This is a genomic window from Paragemmobacter amnigenus, from assembly GCF_009908265.2.
GTDB classification, from domain to species: domain Bacteria; phylum Pseudomonadota; class Alphaproteobacteria; order Rhodobacterales; family Rhodobacteraceae; genus Paragemmobacter; species Paragemmobacter amnigenus.
This window is the reverse complement of sequence record NZ_JAAATX020000004.1, coordinates 301,929-318,093: the sequence shown is the minus strand read 5'-3', so window position 1 is coordinate 318,093 and position 16,165 is coordinate 301,929. Positions and strand designations below refer to the sequence as shown.

The following is a 16,165-nucleotide window of genomic DNA, read 5'->3' as shown; positions in this document are numbered from 1 at the left end:
GCCGGTCTCCTCCCTAGCGGGCTGCAGGTTGAAACGAATCGCGCCTTTTGGTCAATCCGTTTTTTTCGTTTATGCGCGATTAATGAAAAAACGAACATTGGCGCGCAAGTGGCGTCGGGTAACCCGCTGATAATTCAGCGGTTCGGCTGCAAGCGCGCATTTTCGCGCTGCGCCGCGGCATGATGCGGGCCGCGGTTGCGGCGGATTTTCCGGCTTGATCGTCCGTATCGGTTTGCCGAAACTGCGCGATCAGGGGCGAAGTAAAAGGAACGTCCGGTGGCGCTGAGTTTCCGTCAGAGCGAGATACTGGAGATCGCCCGCGCCGAGGGGCGGGTGATGGTCGAAGACCTTGCCCAGCGGTTTGACGTGACCTTGCAGACGATCCGCCGTGACCTGACGGAACTGGCCGATCTGGGGCATCTGGACCGCGTGCATGGCGGGGCCGTGCCCAAGACGGGCGTGGCGAACCTTGGCTATGAACAGCGGCGGCGGATGAACGAGGGGGCGAAGGCCGCCATCGCGCGGGCCTGCGCGGCAGCGATTCCGGAGAATTGCTCGCTCATCATGAACCTAGGCACGACCACCGAGGCGGTGGCGCAGGAGTTGCTGGGGCATCGCAACATCACGGTGGTGACGAACAACATGAACGTCGCCAATACGCTGGCCGCCAATCCGGGCTGCGAGATCATGGTGGCGGGGGGGGCGTTGCGCCGGTCGGATGGTGGGCTGGTGGGGGAGCTGACGACGCAGTTCTTCGAGCAGTTTAAGGTGGATTACGCGGTGATCGGGGCGTCGGCGCTGGATCGGGACGGGGACCTGCTGGATTTCGATCTGGCCGAGGTGCGGGTGTCCAAGGCGATCATCCGGCAGGCGCGCAAGGTGTTTCTGGTCTGCGACCATTCCAAGCTGGACCGGAGTGCGCCTGCGCGGCTGGCGTCGCTGTCGGAGATCACGGTGGTCTTTACCGACCAGCCGCTGCCGCAGGAGCTGGCGCGGAAATGCGCGGAATGGGGGACCGAGGTGGTGGTGGCGACGGAGACCCCGCCCCGGACCTGATCCGGGGCCCGGTGGGGCGGAGGGAGGCCCCGGGTCAGGCCCGGGGCGCGGGGTTTGCCTCAGGCGACAGGCGTCACCCATGCGGCGAGGAGGTGGCGCGCGCGGGCCATGCCTTCGGGGCCGGGGGCGTGGCCGACGCGGTCTTCGAGGATCAGGTCGGGATGGGCGCCTGCGGCGGTGAGGCGCTGGTGGGCGGATTGCGCCTCGGTCGCTGGGATGACCGTGTCCTGTTGCCCGTGGGCGATGAGGATCGGCGCGGGGGAGGGGGTGAGGGGCGGCTGCGTGGCGAGGCGGCCGGAGAAGGCCACGAGCGCGCCGACGGGCCAGCGGCCGGACGCCACGGCGTCCAGCGCCATGATCGCGCCTTGGGAGAAGCCGATGAGGGCAACGCGGGCGGGCTGGCCGGAGAGGCCATGCGCCGCGATGGTGTCGGACAGGACGGCGTCGAAGGGCGCGCGGGCCGCCGTCACGCGGGCGGCGCGGTTGTCGGAGGTGACGCCTGTCACGCTGAACCATTGGCGGGCGGGGCCGCCGGGGGCCTGATCAAAGGCGAAGGGCGCGTCGGGGGCGGCGAAGGCAAGGCCCGGCAGGGCGAGGTGGTCGGCCATCCATGCGATGGAAGACCCATGCGCGCCGACGCCGTGGAGGAGGATGGCAAGGTGCGTCATGGAACCAGCCAGTCCAGTTTCGGACCAAGCGGCACGATCCCGTTCGGATTGAGCGCCTTGATCGAGTAGTAGCCGCGCTTGATGTGGTCGATGCTGACGGTTTCGGCGATCCCCGGCAGGCGGTAGACGCGGGCGCTGTAGGCGGTCAGAAGCGGGTAGTCCGACAGACGGCGCAGGTTGCACTTGAAGAGGCCGTGATAGGCCGCGTCGAAGCGGGCGAGCGTGACGAAGGCGCGGATGTCGGTTTCGGTGAAGCGGTCGCCGTGCAGCCATTGCCGCCCGTCCGACAGGCGGGTTTCCAGCGCGTCGAGGGTGGCGAAGACGTCGCGGAAGGCTTCCTCATAGGCGAGCTGGGTGGTGGCGAAGCCGGCGCGGTAGACGCCGTTGTTGAGCGCGGGGTAGATCGCGTCGTTCAGCGCGTCGATTTCGGCGGCGAGGTCGGCGGGGTAGAGGTCGGGGCCTTTCGCCAGCGCGCCGAAGCCTGTGTTGAGGATGCGGAGGATCTCGGCGCTTTCGTTGTTGACGATGGTGCCGGTCGCCTTGTCCCAGAGGACGGGGACGGTGGCGCGGCCGCTGACCTGCGGGTCGGCCTTGGTGTAGAGATCGTGCATGTAGGTGGCGCCGTTCACCGGATCGGCACCGGCGGCGAAGCGCCAGCCCTGATCGGTCAGTTCCGGTTCGACGATGGAGATGGTGATCGCGTCCTCCAGCCCCTTGAGCTTGCGGGCCATCAGGGTGCGGCAGGCCCATGGGCAGATGAGGGCGACATAGAGGTGGTAGCGCCCCGCTTCGGCCTTGAAGCCGCCGGTTCCGGTGGGGCCGGCGCTGCCGTCAGGGGTGACCCAGTTGCGGAAGGTGGATGTCTGGCGGACGAAGCCGCCCTTTTCATCCTTGGCCTGCACGGGGTCCCATTTGGCGACCCATTTGCCGTTGACGAGCATCAGGCTTTCTCCGTCACGATGATGCGGGTGCCCCACGGGTCCGTCAGGTCGGTGGTGCGGCCCGCCTTGGCGCGGATCGCGGCGGTGGAGGCAGCGTCGGCAAGGATTTCCACGGCGGTGAGGCCGGTGGAGGGTGTGCGGGGGCCTGCGCCGCGGCTGTTCCAGATGTTGGTGGCGAGGTGGTGGTGATAGCCGCCCGCGCCGTAGAAGGCCGCGCCGGGGTAATGGGCGGTGACGGGGAAACCGAGGGTGCCGTTGTAGAAGGCTTCGGCCTGTTTGACATCGCCCACCTGCAGATGGACGTGGCCCACGGTCGTGCCTGCGGGCGCGCCTTGCCACGGGGTGCGGGCGGCGGCGGCGAGGTCTTCGATATCCAGCGGGTCGGTGGTCATGTGGATCGTGCCGTCGGGTTTCGTCCACTGGTCGCGCGGGCGGTCGACGTAGATTTCGATGCCGTTGCCTTCGGGATCGGCGAAATAGATCGCCTCGCTGACCTTGTGGTCCGAGGCGCCCTGCACGGGAAGGCGGGTGTTGCTGGCATGGTGGACCCATGCGCCCAGCGAGGCGCGGTCGGGCATCAGGATCGCGGTGTGGAAGAGGCCCGCCTCGCGCGGGGAGCGTTCGCGCGCGGCGGGGTCGGCGATGAGCCGCACCAGCGCCCGGTTGCCCGCGCCCATCACCGCCTCGGCCTTGTCGGAGCGGAGTTTCTCCAGTCCGAGGGCGCGGGCGTAGAAGTCGGCGGTGCGGGAAAGGTCGTGCACGGTCAGGGTGACGGTGCCGATTTCCATGGGGGCTGATGCGGTGCTCATCGCGTTTCTCCGGCCAGGGTGTCAGCGCTTGCCGACAGCGTAGGCGCCGTCGCCCAGCAGGGCCAGAGCCCAGAGCGTCAGCGTCCAGAAGGCGGGGAATTCCCAGCCGCCGTTCGGGTTCGAGAAGAAGAAGCCCGCGGCGAAGTGGGGGGTGTAGATCGAGCCGATGAGGATGACGGAGAGCGCGAGCGAGACGATGCGCGTCTTGAAGCCCGCGATGAGGGCGAGGCCGCCCAGGAGTTCGGCCGCGATCACGACATAGGCGAGGATGGCGGGCAGGCCGATCGATTCGAAGAAGCCTGCGGTCCCGGCGGGAGTGAAGATGAAGATCTTGAGCCCTGCATGGAGCAGGAACCACACGCCCGAGGTGACGCGGAGCAGCGTGGCGGCGAGGTCGGCATTGCTGGCCGAGGCAGAGGAGGAGGTGATGGCGGTCATGGTCAGGTTCCCTTTGTGGTGGCCGTCCTTGGGGGCGGCGGTGAGGGGAAGATGGACCAATTCCGAAGGGATGATAATTCCGCTGTTTGGAACTTAATTCCTTCTGAAATGGAAGTTATTGCCCCTGTGGCACGGCCCAGTCCACCCCGCCGCGGAAGCGGGCGGCGAGGAAGTCGACAAGCACGCGCACCTTGGCGGCAAGGTGGCGGCCCGGGGGATACATGGCGTAGATGCCGCCCGGCGCCTCGCGGTAGCGGTCGAGGAGGGTGCGGGTGCGGCCTGCGGCAAGGCTGGGGGCGGCGACGAAATCGGGCACATGGGCGATGCCGAGGCCGGTTTCGGCGGCCTGAAGGCAGGCTTCGGCGTTGGAATAGCGCAGACGTCCCGTGAGGGGCACGGTCAGCGCCGCATCGCCGTCGCGGAAGCGCCACAGGAGCGGGTCGCGGAAGTTGGTGTCGATGATGCATCGGTGGCGCGGCAGGTCGGTGGGGTGGGCGGGCGCGCCATGGGTGAAGAGATAGGCGTCGGAGGCCACGACGACGGTGTGCATGTCGCAGAGTTTGCGGGCGATCAGGCTGGTATCGGTGACGCGGCCCGCGCGGATGGCGGCGTCGAAGCCTTCGTCTACGAGGCTGACCATGCGGTCGGTGAAGGAGACGTCGAGTTCGATTTCCGGATAGAGGCGCGCGAAGTCGTTGAGCGCGGGGACAAGGCGGAGAGTGCCGAAGGTGAGCGGCGCGGTGAGCCTGAGCCGCCCGCGCGGGGTGGCGGCGCGGTCCTTGACCTGTGCGTCCAGCGCGTCGAGGTCGTCGATGATGGCGCGGATGCGGTCGTGATAGGCCTGCCCCACTTCGGTCGGGGACAGGGCGCGGGTGGTTCGGTTGAGGAGCCGCACGCCGAGTTCGGATTCGAGCCGCGAGATCAGCTTGGACGCCTGACCTGAGGAGAGGCCCATGCGGCGGGCGGCGGCGGCAAAGCTGCCGGTTTCCATCACGGCAAGAAACAGGCGGTCGCAGTCGAGACGATCCATTCGGCACCATAGGGAAGGGGTGATGCGGATAAGGCGCCGTTTACTGCCGGATTGGAAGGAGAAATTGCGCCCGCCTGTGCGGGGCGGGCGCAGCGGTCAGGCGCGTATGCGCAGGCCGGCCGGGTCATGCAGCGGTTCGACCGCCAGCGTCGCGGGCAGGGTTTCGCCAGCCACGACAAGGGCATAGCGCCCGTCTGCCAGCCAACCGTCCGTCACGCCCGCCGCGTTGCGGACATAGCCGAAGCCGATGCTTTTTCCGATGGTATAGCCATAGCCGCCCGAGGTGAGATAGCCCACGGGTTCGCCGTCGCGCAGGATCGTTTCGCGCCCGACAAGGACGGCGTCGGGGTCGGAGAGGGTGAAGCCCGCGAAGCGTTTGGAGAGCGGTTTGCCCTGTGCGGCCAGCAGGGCGTCGCGGCCCATGAAGGGGATGGCAGATTTCAGTTTGACGGCCCAGCCCAGACCGGCCTCGAAGGGGGTGTCGTTGGGGGTGATGTCCGAGGACCATGCGCGGTAGCCCTTTTCCAGCCGCAGGGATTCCAGCGCGCGATAGCCGACGGGGCGGATGGCGGTGCCGCCTGCGGCCATAAGGGCGTCGAAGACCGCGCCGGTATGGGCGAGGGGGGTGTGGAGTTCCCAGCCAAGCTCGCCCACATAGGTCACGCGCAGGGCGCGGACGGTGGCGCCGGCGATGGTGATTTCGCGCGCGTGGCCGAAGGGGAAGGCGGTGTTGGACACGTCGGCGGTGGTGACTTTCGCCAGCACGTCGCGGGCGAGGGGGCCCATGAGCGAGAGGGTGCCCCAGTCTTCGGTGACGTCGGTCAGGGTGCAGCCCTGCGCGGGCAGGTGGTCGGCGATCCATGCGAGGTCGTGCGTGCGGAAGCCGGTGCCGGTGACGATGTAGAAGCGGTCATCCGACAGGCGGGCGACGGTGAGGTCGGCCTCGATCCCGCCGCGGGTGTTGAGGAGTTGGGTATAGGTCAGGCGGCCCGTGTCGCGGGCGACGCGGTTGGCGCAGATCCATTCCAGCGCCTCGGCAGCTTTCGGGCCGGTCAGTTCGTATTTGGCGAAGGAGGACTGGTCGAAGATGCCCACCTTTTCGCGGACATGGGCGTGTTCCTGTCCGACGGGGGCGAACCAGTTCTGACGGCCCATGGAATAGACGTCGCGCGGTTCCATTCCGGCAGGCGCGAACCAGTTGGGGCGTTCCCAGCCGAGTTTGGAGCCGAAGACGGCGCGGTGGTCCTTGAGCCGTTGGTAAATGGGCGAGGTGATGCGGGGGCGGCCGCTTTCGTATTCCTCGTGCGGGAATCCGATGGTGTAGTGTTTGCCGTAAGCCTCCATCGTGCGGTCGAAGACCCAACCGCGGTCGCGGTGCAGGCCGGAGAAGCGGCGGATGTCCACGACCCAGAGGTCGAGGGGCGCTTCGTCCCGCATGACCCATTCGGCCAGAACCCAGCCCGCGCCGCCCCCCGATGCGATGCCGAAGGCGTTGAAGCCTGCGCCGACATACATGTTGGCGCATTCCGGCGCGGGGCCGAGGATGAAGTTGCCGTCGGGGGTGAAGCTTTCGGCGCCGTTGATCATCTGTTTCACGCCGGTCTTTTCAAGCGCGGGGACGCGGGCGATGGCCTGTTCGAGGTGTTGGGCGAAATGGTCGTAATCATCGTCGAAGAGGCGGAATTCCCAGTTCTTGGGGATATCGCCCTGCACCCAGCCCTGCGGGTTGGGTTCATAGCCGCCCATGACCAGCCCGCCCACCTCTTCCTTGAAATAGGTCCGGCGGTCGGGGTCGCGCAGGGTGGGGGCGTCGGGGGAGAGGCCGTCGATCTTCTCGGTGACGATGTACTGGTGTTTCACGGGTTGCAGGGGGACGTTGATGCCTGCCATCGCGCCGATCTCGCGCGCCCACATGCCGCCGCAGTTGACGACCTTTTCGCAATGGATCGTGCCTTGGTCGGTATGGACGGCGGTGATGCGGAGGCCGTCCATGGCAAAGCCGGTGACGGTGACGCCTTCGTGCAGGCGCGCGCCATGCATCCGCGCGCCCTTGGCGAGCGACTGGGTGATGTCGGAGGGGCTGGCCTGACCGTCGGTCGGCAGCCAGCTTGCGCCCACGAGGTCGGAGGTGTCCATCAGCGGCCACATGCGCTTGACCTCGTCCGGCGGGATCAGGTGCATTTCCATCCCGAAGGAGCGGGCGGTGGTGGCGAGGCGGCGGTATTCGGTCCAGCGGTCGGGATTGGTGGCAAGGCGCAGGCAGCCGGTCATCTTCCAGCCGGTATCAAGGCCGGTCTCTGCCGCGAGGCCCTTGTAGAGGTCGACCGAGTATTTGAGGACGCGGGTGATCGAGGCCGAGGCGCGGAGTTGGCCCACCAGCCCTGCGGCATGCCATGTGCTGCCCGAGGTGATCTTGCCCTGTTCCAGCAGCACCACGTCGGCCTTGTGGTCGCGCGCCAGATGGTAGGCGGTGGAGCAGCCGATGATGCCGCCGCCGATGACGACGATCTGCGCGTGGGTGGGAAGGGTCATGTCTGCTTTCCGTGCTGGGAGCGGTAGAGGTCGAGCGCGGCGGCAAGCCGGTCGAGGTTTTCGCGGGCATAGGCGGTGTAATCCGCGCCGGGGGCCGAGAGGTGGAGGGCCGAGACCATGGCCCACATCGCCTCGCGCAGGAGGCTTGTGCAGTGCATGGCGTCGAAGGCGCGGCGGAGGGGTGCGGCGGGCGCTTCGCCGAAATAGGCGCGAAGGAGGGCTTCGGTTTCGTCGGGGGCCATGCCTGCGTTGGAGGCGGCGCCCGCAAGGTCGAAAAGCGCGGTGCCGAAGCCTGCATATTCGTAGTCGATCAGCCAGAGGCGCTGGCCATCGTCGAGGACATTGGCGGGCAGGAGGTCGTGGTGGCCGAAGATCAGGGGCAGCGGCACCTGCGCGGATTCCAGTTCCTCCGAGAGTGACAGGAGCGCGGGGAGGTCGGGCAGGAAGGGGCTGTCGCCCGCGCGCAGGGTGCGGGCATAGTCGCGGATCACGTGGAAGGGCCAGAAGAGGAAGGCCGCGCCCGAGACATGGGCGGGCATTTCGGCGTGGAAGCGGCGGAGGAGGTCGCCCACGCGGTCGGGATTGGCGCGCAGGTCGCCCTGGCCCCATGTGCGGGCGTTCAGGAATTCCACGACCGACAGACCGGGTTCGGCATGGCGCAGGGCGGGGCCGAATCCCGCGGCATGGGCGGCGCGGGCCACCATCACCTCGCGCCCGCGGTCGACATGATGGAAGGGGAAGTCGCGGCCGAGGCGGACGACATGGGTTCCCGCATCGTCGGTGACCTTCCAGCTTTCGTTGGAGAGGCCGCCCAGCAGGGGTTCGGCGGTGATCTGTCCCTGCCACGGCAGGGCGCGGATGACGTCGGGGATCATGGGCGCTTCCATGGGGCGGGCAGGGCCAAGGTTCGGCGGGCAAGGCAGGGACTGTCAACGGCCTTTGCAGGCTGTATCGACGTCGGCCGACCGGATCGGCGCGGGATGATGCCGCGACAGCCGGAATGCAGGGGGGTGGAGGGTGCGGCGGGACCGGCCGAGGCTGTGGTTGCCCCGCGTACCAGTCGTGCGCGGGCAGCGCCCTAGCTGGCCAAGGCGAGCGGGGCGGCAAGCTGGTAGCCCCAGCCGCGCACGGCGCCAAGCGGGTTGCCGTCCGCGCCTGCCGTGGCCAGTTTGCGCCGCAGCCGGGTGAGGCGCACCTCGATCGCGCCGCGCGTTCCCGCACTGCCACTGATCCGTTCGATCTCGGCCGAGGAAAGCCGACCTTCGGGGGCGGACAGGAACGCGCGCAGGAGGTCCACCTCGCTGGAGGAGAGGGGAACGGTGGCGGCGGGACCGGCAAGGACCATGCGCTGCGGGTCGAACCTGAGGACGGGGTCGGCGGCGGCGGGCAGCCTGCGTTCCAGCGCGCGGATGGCGGCCACCAGCTCGCCCGGGGAGTAGGGTTTGGGAAGGTAGATGTCGGCCCCGCTTTCATACCCGTGCTGGCGTTCGGCCGGATCGATCCGCGCGGTGAGCATGATGATGCCGACGGCCCCGTAATCGCGGCGCAGGCGGCGGGCGAAGGAGATGCCGTCCTCGCCCGGCAGGTTGAGGTCGAGGATGAAGACCCCCGCGACCGCCTGGGCCGAGGGTGTGCCGAGGGCTTCGACATTGGCATAGGCCGTCACGGCGAAACCTTCGTCCGAAAGCACTTCGGCGAGCGTTTCGCGCAGGTGGAGATTGTCCTCGACGATGGTGACGGTCAGCATGGCAATGTCAGATGGAAGCGGATTGTCGTCCCCTCGGGCGTATAGCGGACCGATCCGCCGAGCAAGCGCGCCAGCGTATGGACAAGATAGAGGCCCAGACCAGAGCCGATGCGGGAATGGGCGAGGGTGCTGCGGTAGTATTTGCGGAACACCTTGTCGGGGTCGGGCAGGCCTGCGGGGCCTGCCTCGTTCTCGACCGTCAGGGTGAGGACGTCGCGCAGCCGGATGTAGCGGATGCGGATGTCGGTGTCGGGGGCGGAATACTTGACCGCGTTGTCCACCAGATTGCCCAGCGCGACCTTGAGCAATACGGGATCGGTGGTGATCTGTGCGTTCTCCGGCACGTCATGGTGGATGCGCGCCGTGCCGTAGGGGCGCAGCACCTCGGCCAGCAGGTCAGCCAGCGACAGGGGCGCGGCGACGACCTTCTTGTCCCCGATTTCCAGTCGGGCCACGTCGATGCTGCGGTCGATGATCCCGTTCAACCCGTCGATCGTCTCTTCGACCCTGAGGCGTTTGTGGTCGGGAAGCGCCTTGCCGCCGAGCGACATGCGGATCACCGCCATCGCGTTGCGGGTTTCGTGGCCGAGCATGTCGATGAAACCCAGAAGGAAACGGCTGTGTTCCCGTTCGGCGGCGCGGCGGGCCTCGGCCGAGAGCAGGGCGGTTTCTGCGTCGCGCAGCGCGGTGACGAGGGTTTGTCCATGGCGATGGAGGATAAGGAACATCAGGATGCCGGTGACGGTGCCGTGGAGCATCGTGTTGAACTGGCTGGGCAGGCGGCTTTTTGCGAAGCCGAGAAAGGAGAAGACCCACAGGAAGATCGAGAATGCCAGCGCGACATAGACCACCCGCAGGGTGGTGCGTCCGGGCGAGGCGTCCTGTTTGCCAAGAAAGATATTCGCCAGAACGACGAAGGGCAGGCCAAGGATGCACAGCGCATTCACGGTGAGTGCCATGGCAATGAACCCCGCGGCAAAGAGGGTCAGCGCCACGAGGGAGAGGGCCTGCAGCACGTCGAACAGGCGCATGGTCAGCGGTGGCGGCGCGAGGCGGCCAATGACCTGCCGGTGAAAGGCGATGGAAACGACGACCACGATGATGACGAGCAGACGGTAGGTCGTGCCCGATGTTCCGGCCGCCAGTCCCGGCAGAAGGACCGGGCCATAGCCGAAGCCCAGCAGGTTCTGCGCCGACCAGACGGTTTGCAGCAAGGCGAAGTTGCGGAAGAGCGGCTCGCCGGTCGACCGCGCCATGAGGGCGGACCAGACCAGCAGCGCCAGCATGAGCGTCAGGTAGAATGTCTGGAGAAGATTGAGGCGGAGGTTGGACTCGACCGAATCGTTGATCGGTAGCGCCCATACATGTGGCGAGACCGAGCCGACCGAGCGGATACGCAGGTAGATGGTCAGGGGCGTGTCCATGGCAGGCAGGACATAGCCGCTCAGCCCATAGGCGGGGCGGGCGTGCATGTCGACCGTGACCCAGTCCCCCGACTTGTCAGGCGCGGGGGTGAAAAGGGTGATCTGGTCGAGGACCGGCGGAAAGACCCGCAGGCGGACGGGCGATCCATCAGGGGCCGGGGCGATGTCGACCTTCAGCCAGAAGGCCGCCGAGGAATAGCCTTGGCTGGTCGGCAGGGGGACGGGTTCGAAATCGCGCTGCCGGACCGCGTCAAAGTCGAGGCTGGCGGAGGGGTCGGTATAGAGAGCCGCGCCGATGACAAGATCGTCGGCCCGCGCCGGTGCGGAAAGGCCGATGAGGGTCACGAGGCAGAAGAGCAGGAATGCGACCAGTGCGCAGCCGCCGTCACAAGGGCGGCGGGACATCGCGGGGAAGGGACCTGTTGCTAACATGCGGCGCGCCATGGCCGTTTGTGCCATGAGTGTCCAGTCGACACACGTTGACTTTCGGATGGGTGTGTATGGGTTAAAATTTACCTATGGTTGAAAATTACATACCTAGGGTAGACCCAATTTACTTACAAAAGCTTACAATATACGCAGCAGAAGCGAGGTCGAGGGAGGGTTGCTCATGACTGGTGAAGATGTCGCCGATTACTTCATCGGGCTGGCGGCGCAGCTGCATGACGAATGCATCGTCGAGGACGAGGATGATCTGGCGCGGCTTGCGCTTTTGCTGCCGTCGTTGTGCGACGCTCTTCGCCAGGCCGATCCGGTGAGCGCAGTTGCCGCATCCGCGCTGGCGCGGGCCGAGCAGGTGATGGCCGAGATCGCGGCGGTTTGAACCATCCCGGGGTGATTGTGCCGCCCGGACGGACCGGGCGGCGGTCGGGTCACAGACCGTATTGTTCGCGTGCGTAACCGCCCAGCCCCACCGCATCGAGCCGTGCGAGCGGGGCGAGGAAGGTGACCTGGATCACGCCGGGGGCGCGGCCGATCTCGATCGCGCCGTTGACGGTGGCGCGGTTTCGCACCTCTGCGACGGTCATGCCCAAGAGCTTTGCCGCCCGCGCCAGCCCGTTCTCGATGGCGGCGTTCAGGTTGGCGGCGGTGCCGATCACAGAAACCGGCGCGACCGGTTCGATCTGGGTGACGCCCCATTGACGGGCGAGGCGTTCGGCCTTGGCGCGTTCGGCAGCCGAGAAGGGACGCGCCATCGGGGGGAGGTCCTCCTCGAGCGGGAAGAGGACCGGCCCGTCGATCGGGTAGTTCTTGACCACCTCGACCTGCAGGGTCACGCTGCCGGCCACATCCATGGTGTGGCCCGCGATTTCGCCGTCGCCCTGTCCTGCGTGCATGTCGCCGAGATAGACGCCCGCCCCCGGAACCTTGACCGGCGCGACGAGGATGGCCCCTGCCCGCACGGCGTCGATGTCCATGTGGCCGTCGGTCTTGTGCTGGGCGAGTTGTTCGGCGGTGATGCCATAGTCATGCGGCGCGCCGACGAGGAAGGCGCCGAAGTCGCCCGCGTTGTGGCTGTCGGGCATGGCCATGGACGGGCAGGTGCCAAGCTGGCCGAGGAAGGGCCGCATCCGCACGATGGTGCCCGGCATGTCGGAGGGCGCGAAGACGAGGATGGAATGCTGGCGGCTGCCATCGGGCAGGGCGGCGTAATGTTCGGCATTCCTTGCGATCGTGTCGACGGCGGGTTGCGGCAGGGTCAGGCCCACGGCGCGGGTTTCGTCGAAGGTGACGGTATAGCCGTGCACAATCTCGAACGGTTTGACGGCATTGCCGCAGGCGTTGCAGCGGACCGAGTCCTGACCGATGCCTTCGACATGGGTTTCCGGCCAGACGGTATCGCAAACAGGGCAGCGGGCGGCGACATAGGGATCGCCAAGGCAGAAGCCTTCGGGCGAGCTGTCATGGCCCGAGGCGGTGGCGATGGAGGTTACGGTGATGTCGCGGATGCGGATTGCCACGGCATCCCCCGGTTCGGCCCCTTTGACATGGACGGGGCGCGTCACCTCGTGCCCGCCGCGCAGGCTGGGGGTGATCATGGGGCCCCAACATCCCGGCGCGGTATTGGCGATGATGGTGCCGCCGTTTTCGACCGGTCCCAGCATGGGTGCGGCCGGATCGAGCACGCTGTTGGTGAATTCCGAGACGACGACGCTGCGCCGTGCCGCGGACAGGTCCTGATTGCCGTCTGCCATTGCGATCCTCCCGTTTGTTCTGTGGCGGGCCTGTCGGCCCTGCGCCAGAGGTAGGCACAAGACGCAGCGCGACAAGGCGCGGCCTGCGGATCAGTCGCGGAGCGAGGACAGGGTGGCGATGAAGCGCGAGAAGAGTTCGCCCTGCGAACCGATGCCGAGTTTGGTGTAGATGTTGCGCTTGTGGATCCGGACCGTGCCGGGCGAGATGCCCAGCGCCTGACCTGTAGCCTCGGCCGAGTGACCCCTGAGGGTGTATTCCACCACCTCGGTCTCGCGCGCGGTGAGGAGGTTGCGCCCGACGCTGCGGAAGGCGCGGTCGATCAGCGAGGTGAGGGCAGGCGCGTTGCCGCCCGACGGGCCGTCACCGAAGCGGCGGGCCAGATCGGACCAGTTGTGCCGGATCGCGGCCGCCACGAAGGGCAGCACCGCGGCAAGGTCGCGGAATTCGCGGGCCGAGAAGGCGCGGCTGCTTCGCATTGCGGAGAGGACGACGCTGACGCCCTGACCGGCATCGACCATGAAACCGATCTCTTCGGCCAGTTCGGTGCGGATGTAGTAGTTCCGGAAATATTCGCCCTGATAGAAGCGGTCGGGAGCAAGATCGCGCAGGCGGACGAGGCGGGGCAGCGGGCCGGTGGTGGCGTTCAGATAGAACGGATCGAGCAGGTAGGGTCCGGCCTGATAGTCTGCCACCATCACCTTGCGTTTCCATTCGGGAAATTCGTCATGCAGCGCGAGCGGGCGCTGGTCGCCGCGATAGGCGAAGGTGACGCTGTGTTCGAAGGGTGCGACGGTGCGGAGTGCGCTGACCAGTGCGGGGGCGAAGTCCGCCCCGTGCAGCGCGTCGATCACGCGCGCGGATGCCTCGTGCCAGTCCATCTGCCTTGGTCCGCCCTTTCCGGTCCCGACTATGCCTTTTGGGATATATACAGGCTTTGACGCCGTTCATACGCTTGTCACCGGAAAAACGGATAGGCGCGACGCGCCGGATCAACGGGAAAGCGGCAGGAGATGACCGTTCCGGAGGAAGGCCAGCAGAGCGACGGGCGGCCGGTGATCGCCGAATTCGTCGGAACCACCAAGCGGTTCGGCGAGGTGCTGGCGGCGGACAGGCTGGATCTTCGGATCCGGCGGGGCGAGTTCCTGTCTTTTCTGGGCCCTTCGGGATGCGGCAAGACGACGGCGCTGCGGATGCTGGCAGGGCTGGAGGCGCCCAGCGAGGGGCGCATCCTGATCGACGGGCAGGACATGGGCGGGGCGCCTGCCCATGCGCGGCCCGTGAACATGGTGTTCCAGCAATATGCGCTGTTTCCGCATATGACCGTGGCCGAGAATGTGGGCTATGGCCTGCGCCAGCGTCGCCCGCGGATGGAGCGGGCCGAGATCGCGCGTCGGGTGGAGCGTGCGCTGGAGACGGTGCGGCTGTCGGGTTTCGGGCCGCGGCGCATCTGGCAGATGTCGGGCGGCCAGCAGCAGCGCGTCGCGCTGGCGCGGGCCATCGTGAACGAGCCGAAGATGCTGTTGCTGGACGAGCCGATGGCGGCGCTGGATGCCAAGCTGCGCGGCGAGATGCAGATGGAGTTGCTGTCGCTGCAGCGGTCGCTGGGGATCACCTTCGTTCTGGTCACCCATGACCAGCAGGAGGCGCTGTCGATGTCGGACCGCATCGTCATCATGGGGCAGGGGCGGATCGTGCAGACCGGTACGCCGCGCGATCTGTATGACCGGCCCGCCAACCGCTATGTCGCGGGGTTCGTGGGGCAGGCCAATATCCATGAGGGGCGGGTCGAGGCTTTGGCCGGTGACGGGCTGGCGCGGGTGGCTCTGGGCGGCGGTCTGTCCGTCACGGTGGCCGCGCCCTTTGCCGTGACGGTTGGCATGGCGGTCGAGGTTGCCGTGCGCCCCGAGGCGCTGCGCCTGTCGTCGGGGGCTGCGGACGGGGCCGATGCCATGGTGGCCGAGGTGCTGCACAAGACGTTCCTTGGCGAGCATATCGAATGTCTCTTGCGCCACGAGGTGCTGGGACAGGTTCAGGTGAATGTTCCCAGACAGGCAGAAAGAAGCCTGCAGGGTGCCGACGTGGGCGCGCGCGTCCACGTGCTGTGGGATCATGGCTGCGGCCTGATCCTTGGACGAGACTGACATATCCAACAAGGGAATGGACCCATGCAAGACGACAAGGCTCCGATCACTCGGCAGAAGTTCATCGAAGAGTTGCTGCGATACCGGAAAGGTTCGGTCACGCGACGCCATTTCCTTGGCGTGACGGGGCTGGGGACGGCGATGGCGGTTATGGGCGGGGGCCTGCCCCTGCTGTCGCCCCGCCGCGCCTTTGCACAGGGGATCGGCGATCAGGTCGTGCTGGCGACATGGCCCAACTACCACGATCCGGCGAATTTCGACGCCTTTGCCGCCGAGACGGGAGCGGCGGTGCAGGTCAATGTCTTCGGGTCGAACGAGGAGATGCTGGCCAAGCTGCAGGCGGGCGGGTCGGGTTGGGACGTGTTCGTTCCGACGAACTACACCATCACGACCTATGTCGAGGCCGATCTGATCGAGCCCTTGGACCTGTCCAAGCTGCCCAATTACGATGCGGCCTCGTTCGAGGCGCGCTTTGCCGATGCGGGCACGGTGGATGGCAAGCTTTACGCCGTGCCGAAGAACTGGGGCACCACGGGGATGGCGTGGGACAGCAGCAAGGCCAAGGCGCCCTTCACCAGCTGGAAGGAATTCTTCGATGTCACGCGGACCGATTTCTCGGGCCGGACGATGGTCCATGACTATCAGCTGACCACGATCGGCAATGCCCTGAAATACTTTGGCTATTCCTTCAATTCTGTCGATCCGGCGGAACTGGCGGATGCCGAGAAGCTGCTGATCGAGATCAAGCCGCATCTTTTTGCCATCTCGTCCGACTATCAGCCGGCAATGCGGAACGGGGATGCGTGGCTGACCATGTGCTGGACCGGCGAAGGCAAGCAGATGAACCGCGACATTCCCGAAATCCTGTTCGCGGTGGGCAAGGATGGCGGGGAAATCTGGTCGGATTACTACGCCATTCCGAAGAACGCGCCCCATCGCGATGCGGCCTATGCGCTGATCAACTATCTGATCGATCCGGCGGTGAACGCAAGGGAGGCGGCCGCGCATGGCTTCCCCGTGGCGGATGCGCGCGTCAATGCGCTGTTGCCGCCCGAGGTGCTGTCGGATCCGATCCTCTATCCGGCGGCAGAGCTGCTGAACGCGCAGGAATTCGGGGCTGCGGTGACGCTGACCGATCCCAACCGTGCCGAGGTGATGGCGCGGTTCAAGTCGGCCTGAGGAG

Annotated in this window: 15 protein-coding genes; 4 read left to right on the top strand and 11 right to left on the bottom strand. The window is 66.9% G+C overall.

The window, feature by feature from the left end:
• The first annotated feature begins 276 nt into the window (after positions 1 to 276).
• The gene (locus GU927_RS07560) at positions 277 to 1,056 is read left to right on the top strand and encodes a DeoR/GlpR family DNA-binding transcription regulator (RefSeq protein ID WP_161761742.1); all 780 of its coding nucleotides are present in this window, start codon (positions 277 to 279) and stop codon (positions 1,054 to 1,056) included.
• Between the two features lie 59 nt (positions 1,057 to 1,115).
• Here GU927_RS07560 and GU927_RS07555 read toward each other — a convergent pair whose 3' ends face one another.
• The 9 genes from GU927_RS07555 to GU927_RS07515 form a co-directional block, all read right to left on the bottom strand.
• Entirely contained in the window at positions 1,116 to 1,724 is a 609-nt protein-coding gene (locus tag GU927_RS07555; protein WP_161761741.1) for an alpha/beta hydrolase, read from the bottom strand.
• Positions 1,721 to 2,665 (bottom strand): glutathione S-transferase family protein, encoded by a 945-nt coding sequence (locus tag GU927_RS07550; RefSeq protein ID WP_161761740.1) that lies wholly within the window; start codon positions 2,663 to 2,665, stop codon positions 1,721 to 1,723. The genes GU927_RS07555 and GU927_RS07550 overlap by 4 nt, the downstream gene beginning before the upstream one ends.
• Entirely contained in the window at positions 2,665 to 3,474 is an 810-nt protein-coding gene (locus GU927_RS07545) for a VOC family protein (RefSeq protein ID WP_161761739.1), read from the bottom strand. Before GU927_RS07545 ends, GU927_RS07550 begins: the two co-directional genes overlap by 1 nt.
• A gap of 21 nt (positions 3,475 to 3,495) precedes the next feature.
• A complete protein-coding gene (locus GU927_RS07540) occupies positions 3,496 to 3,972 on the bottom strand; it encodes a DoxX family protein (RefSeq protein ID WP_232489148.1) in 477 nt (158 codons plus the stop codon).
• Between the two features lie 55 nt (positions 3,973 to 4,027).
• Positions 4,028 to 4,942, bottom strand: coding sequence for a LysR family transcriptional regulator (locus tag GU927_RS07535; RefSeq protein ID WP_161761737.1), 915 nt, complete (start codon positions 4,940 to 4,942; stop codon positions 4,028 to 4,030).
• A gap of 96 nt (positions 4,943 to 5,038) precedes the next feature.
• On the bottom strand, positions 5,039 to 7,474 hold the full coding sequence (locus tag GU927_RS07530; protein ID WP_161761736.1) for a GcvT family protein: 2,436 nt from the start codon (positions 7,472 to 7,474) through the stop codon (positions 5,039 to 5,041).
• The gene (locus GU927_RS07525) at positions 7,471 to 8,361 is read right to left on the bottom strand and encodes a choline/ethanolamine kinase family protein (RefSeq protein WP_217765556.1); all 891 of its coding nucleotides are present in this window, start codon (positions 8,359 to 8,361) and stop codon (positions 7,471 to 7,473) included. Before GU927_RS07525 ends, GU927_RS07530 begins: the two co-directional genes overlap by 4 nt.
• Before the next feature lie 191 nt (positions 8,362 to 8,552).
• Positions 8,553 to 9,221 carry a response regulator transcription factor gene (locus tag GU927_RS07520; RefSeq protein WP_161761734.1) on the bottom strand — a complete coding sequence of 223 codons (669 nt, stop codon included), beginning with the start codon at positions 9,219 to 9,221 and terminating at the stop codon, positions 8,553 to 8,555.
• Entirely contained in the window at positions 9,215 to 11,077 is a 1,863-nt protein-coding gene (locus GU927_RS07515) for a sensor histidine kinase (protein ID WP_161761733.1), read from the bottom strand. Before GU927_RS07515 ends, GU927_RS07520 begins: the two co-directional genes overlap by 7 nt.
• 178 nt (positions 11,078 to 11,255) lie before the next feature.
• On the opposite strand from GU927_RS07515, the gene GU927_RS07510 reads away from it, so the two are divergent.
• Entirely contained in the window at positions 11,256 to 11,468 is a 213-nt protein-coding gene (locus GU927_RS07510; protein WP_161761732.1) for a hypothetical protein, read from the top strand.
• A 49-nt stretch (positions 11,469 to 11,517) separates the two neighbouring features.
• Here GU927_RS07510 and GU927_RS07505 read toward each other — a convergent pair whose 3' ends face one another.
• Together GU927_RS07505 and GU927_RS07500 are read right to left on the bottom strand one after the other, a co-directional pair.
• Entirely contained in the window at positions 11,518 to 12,840 is a 1,323-nt protein-coding gene (locus tag GU927_RS07505; protein ID WP_161761731.1) for an acetamidase/formamidase family protein, read from the bottom strand.
• Positions 12,841 to 12,930: 90 nt separating this feature from the next.
• On the bottom strand, positions 12,931 to 13,719 hold the full coding sequence (locus GU927_RS07500; RefSeq protein ID WP_161761730.1) for a helix-turn-helix transcriptional regulator: 789 nt from the start codon (positions 13,717 to 13,719) through the stop codon (positions 12,931 to 12,933).
• Between the two features lie 132 nt (positions 13,720 to 13,851).
• Here GU927_RS07500 and GU927_RS07495 point away from each other — a divergent pair, with 132 nt between their 5' ends.
• Entirely contained in the window at positions 13,852 to 14,982 is a 1,131-nt protein-coding gene (locus GU927_RS07495; protein WP_161761729.1) for an ABC transporter ATP-binding protein, read from the top strand.
• A gap of 24 nt (positions 14,983 to 15,006) precedes the next feature.
• Complete coding sequence (locus GU927_RS07490; RefSeq protein WP_161761728.1) at positions 15,007 to 16,161, top strand: ABC transporter substrate-binding protein; 1,155 nt, start codon at positions 15,007 to 15,009, stop codon at positions 16,159 to 16,161.
• The last annotated feature ends 4 nt before the right edge of the window (positions 16,162 to 16,165 follow it).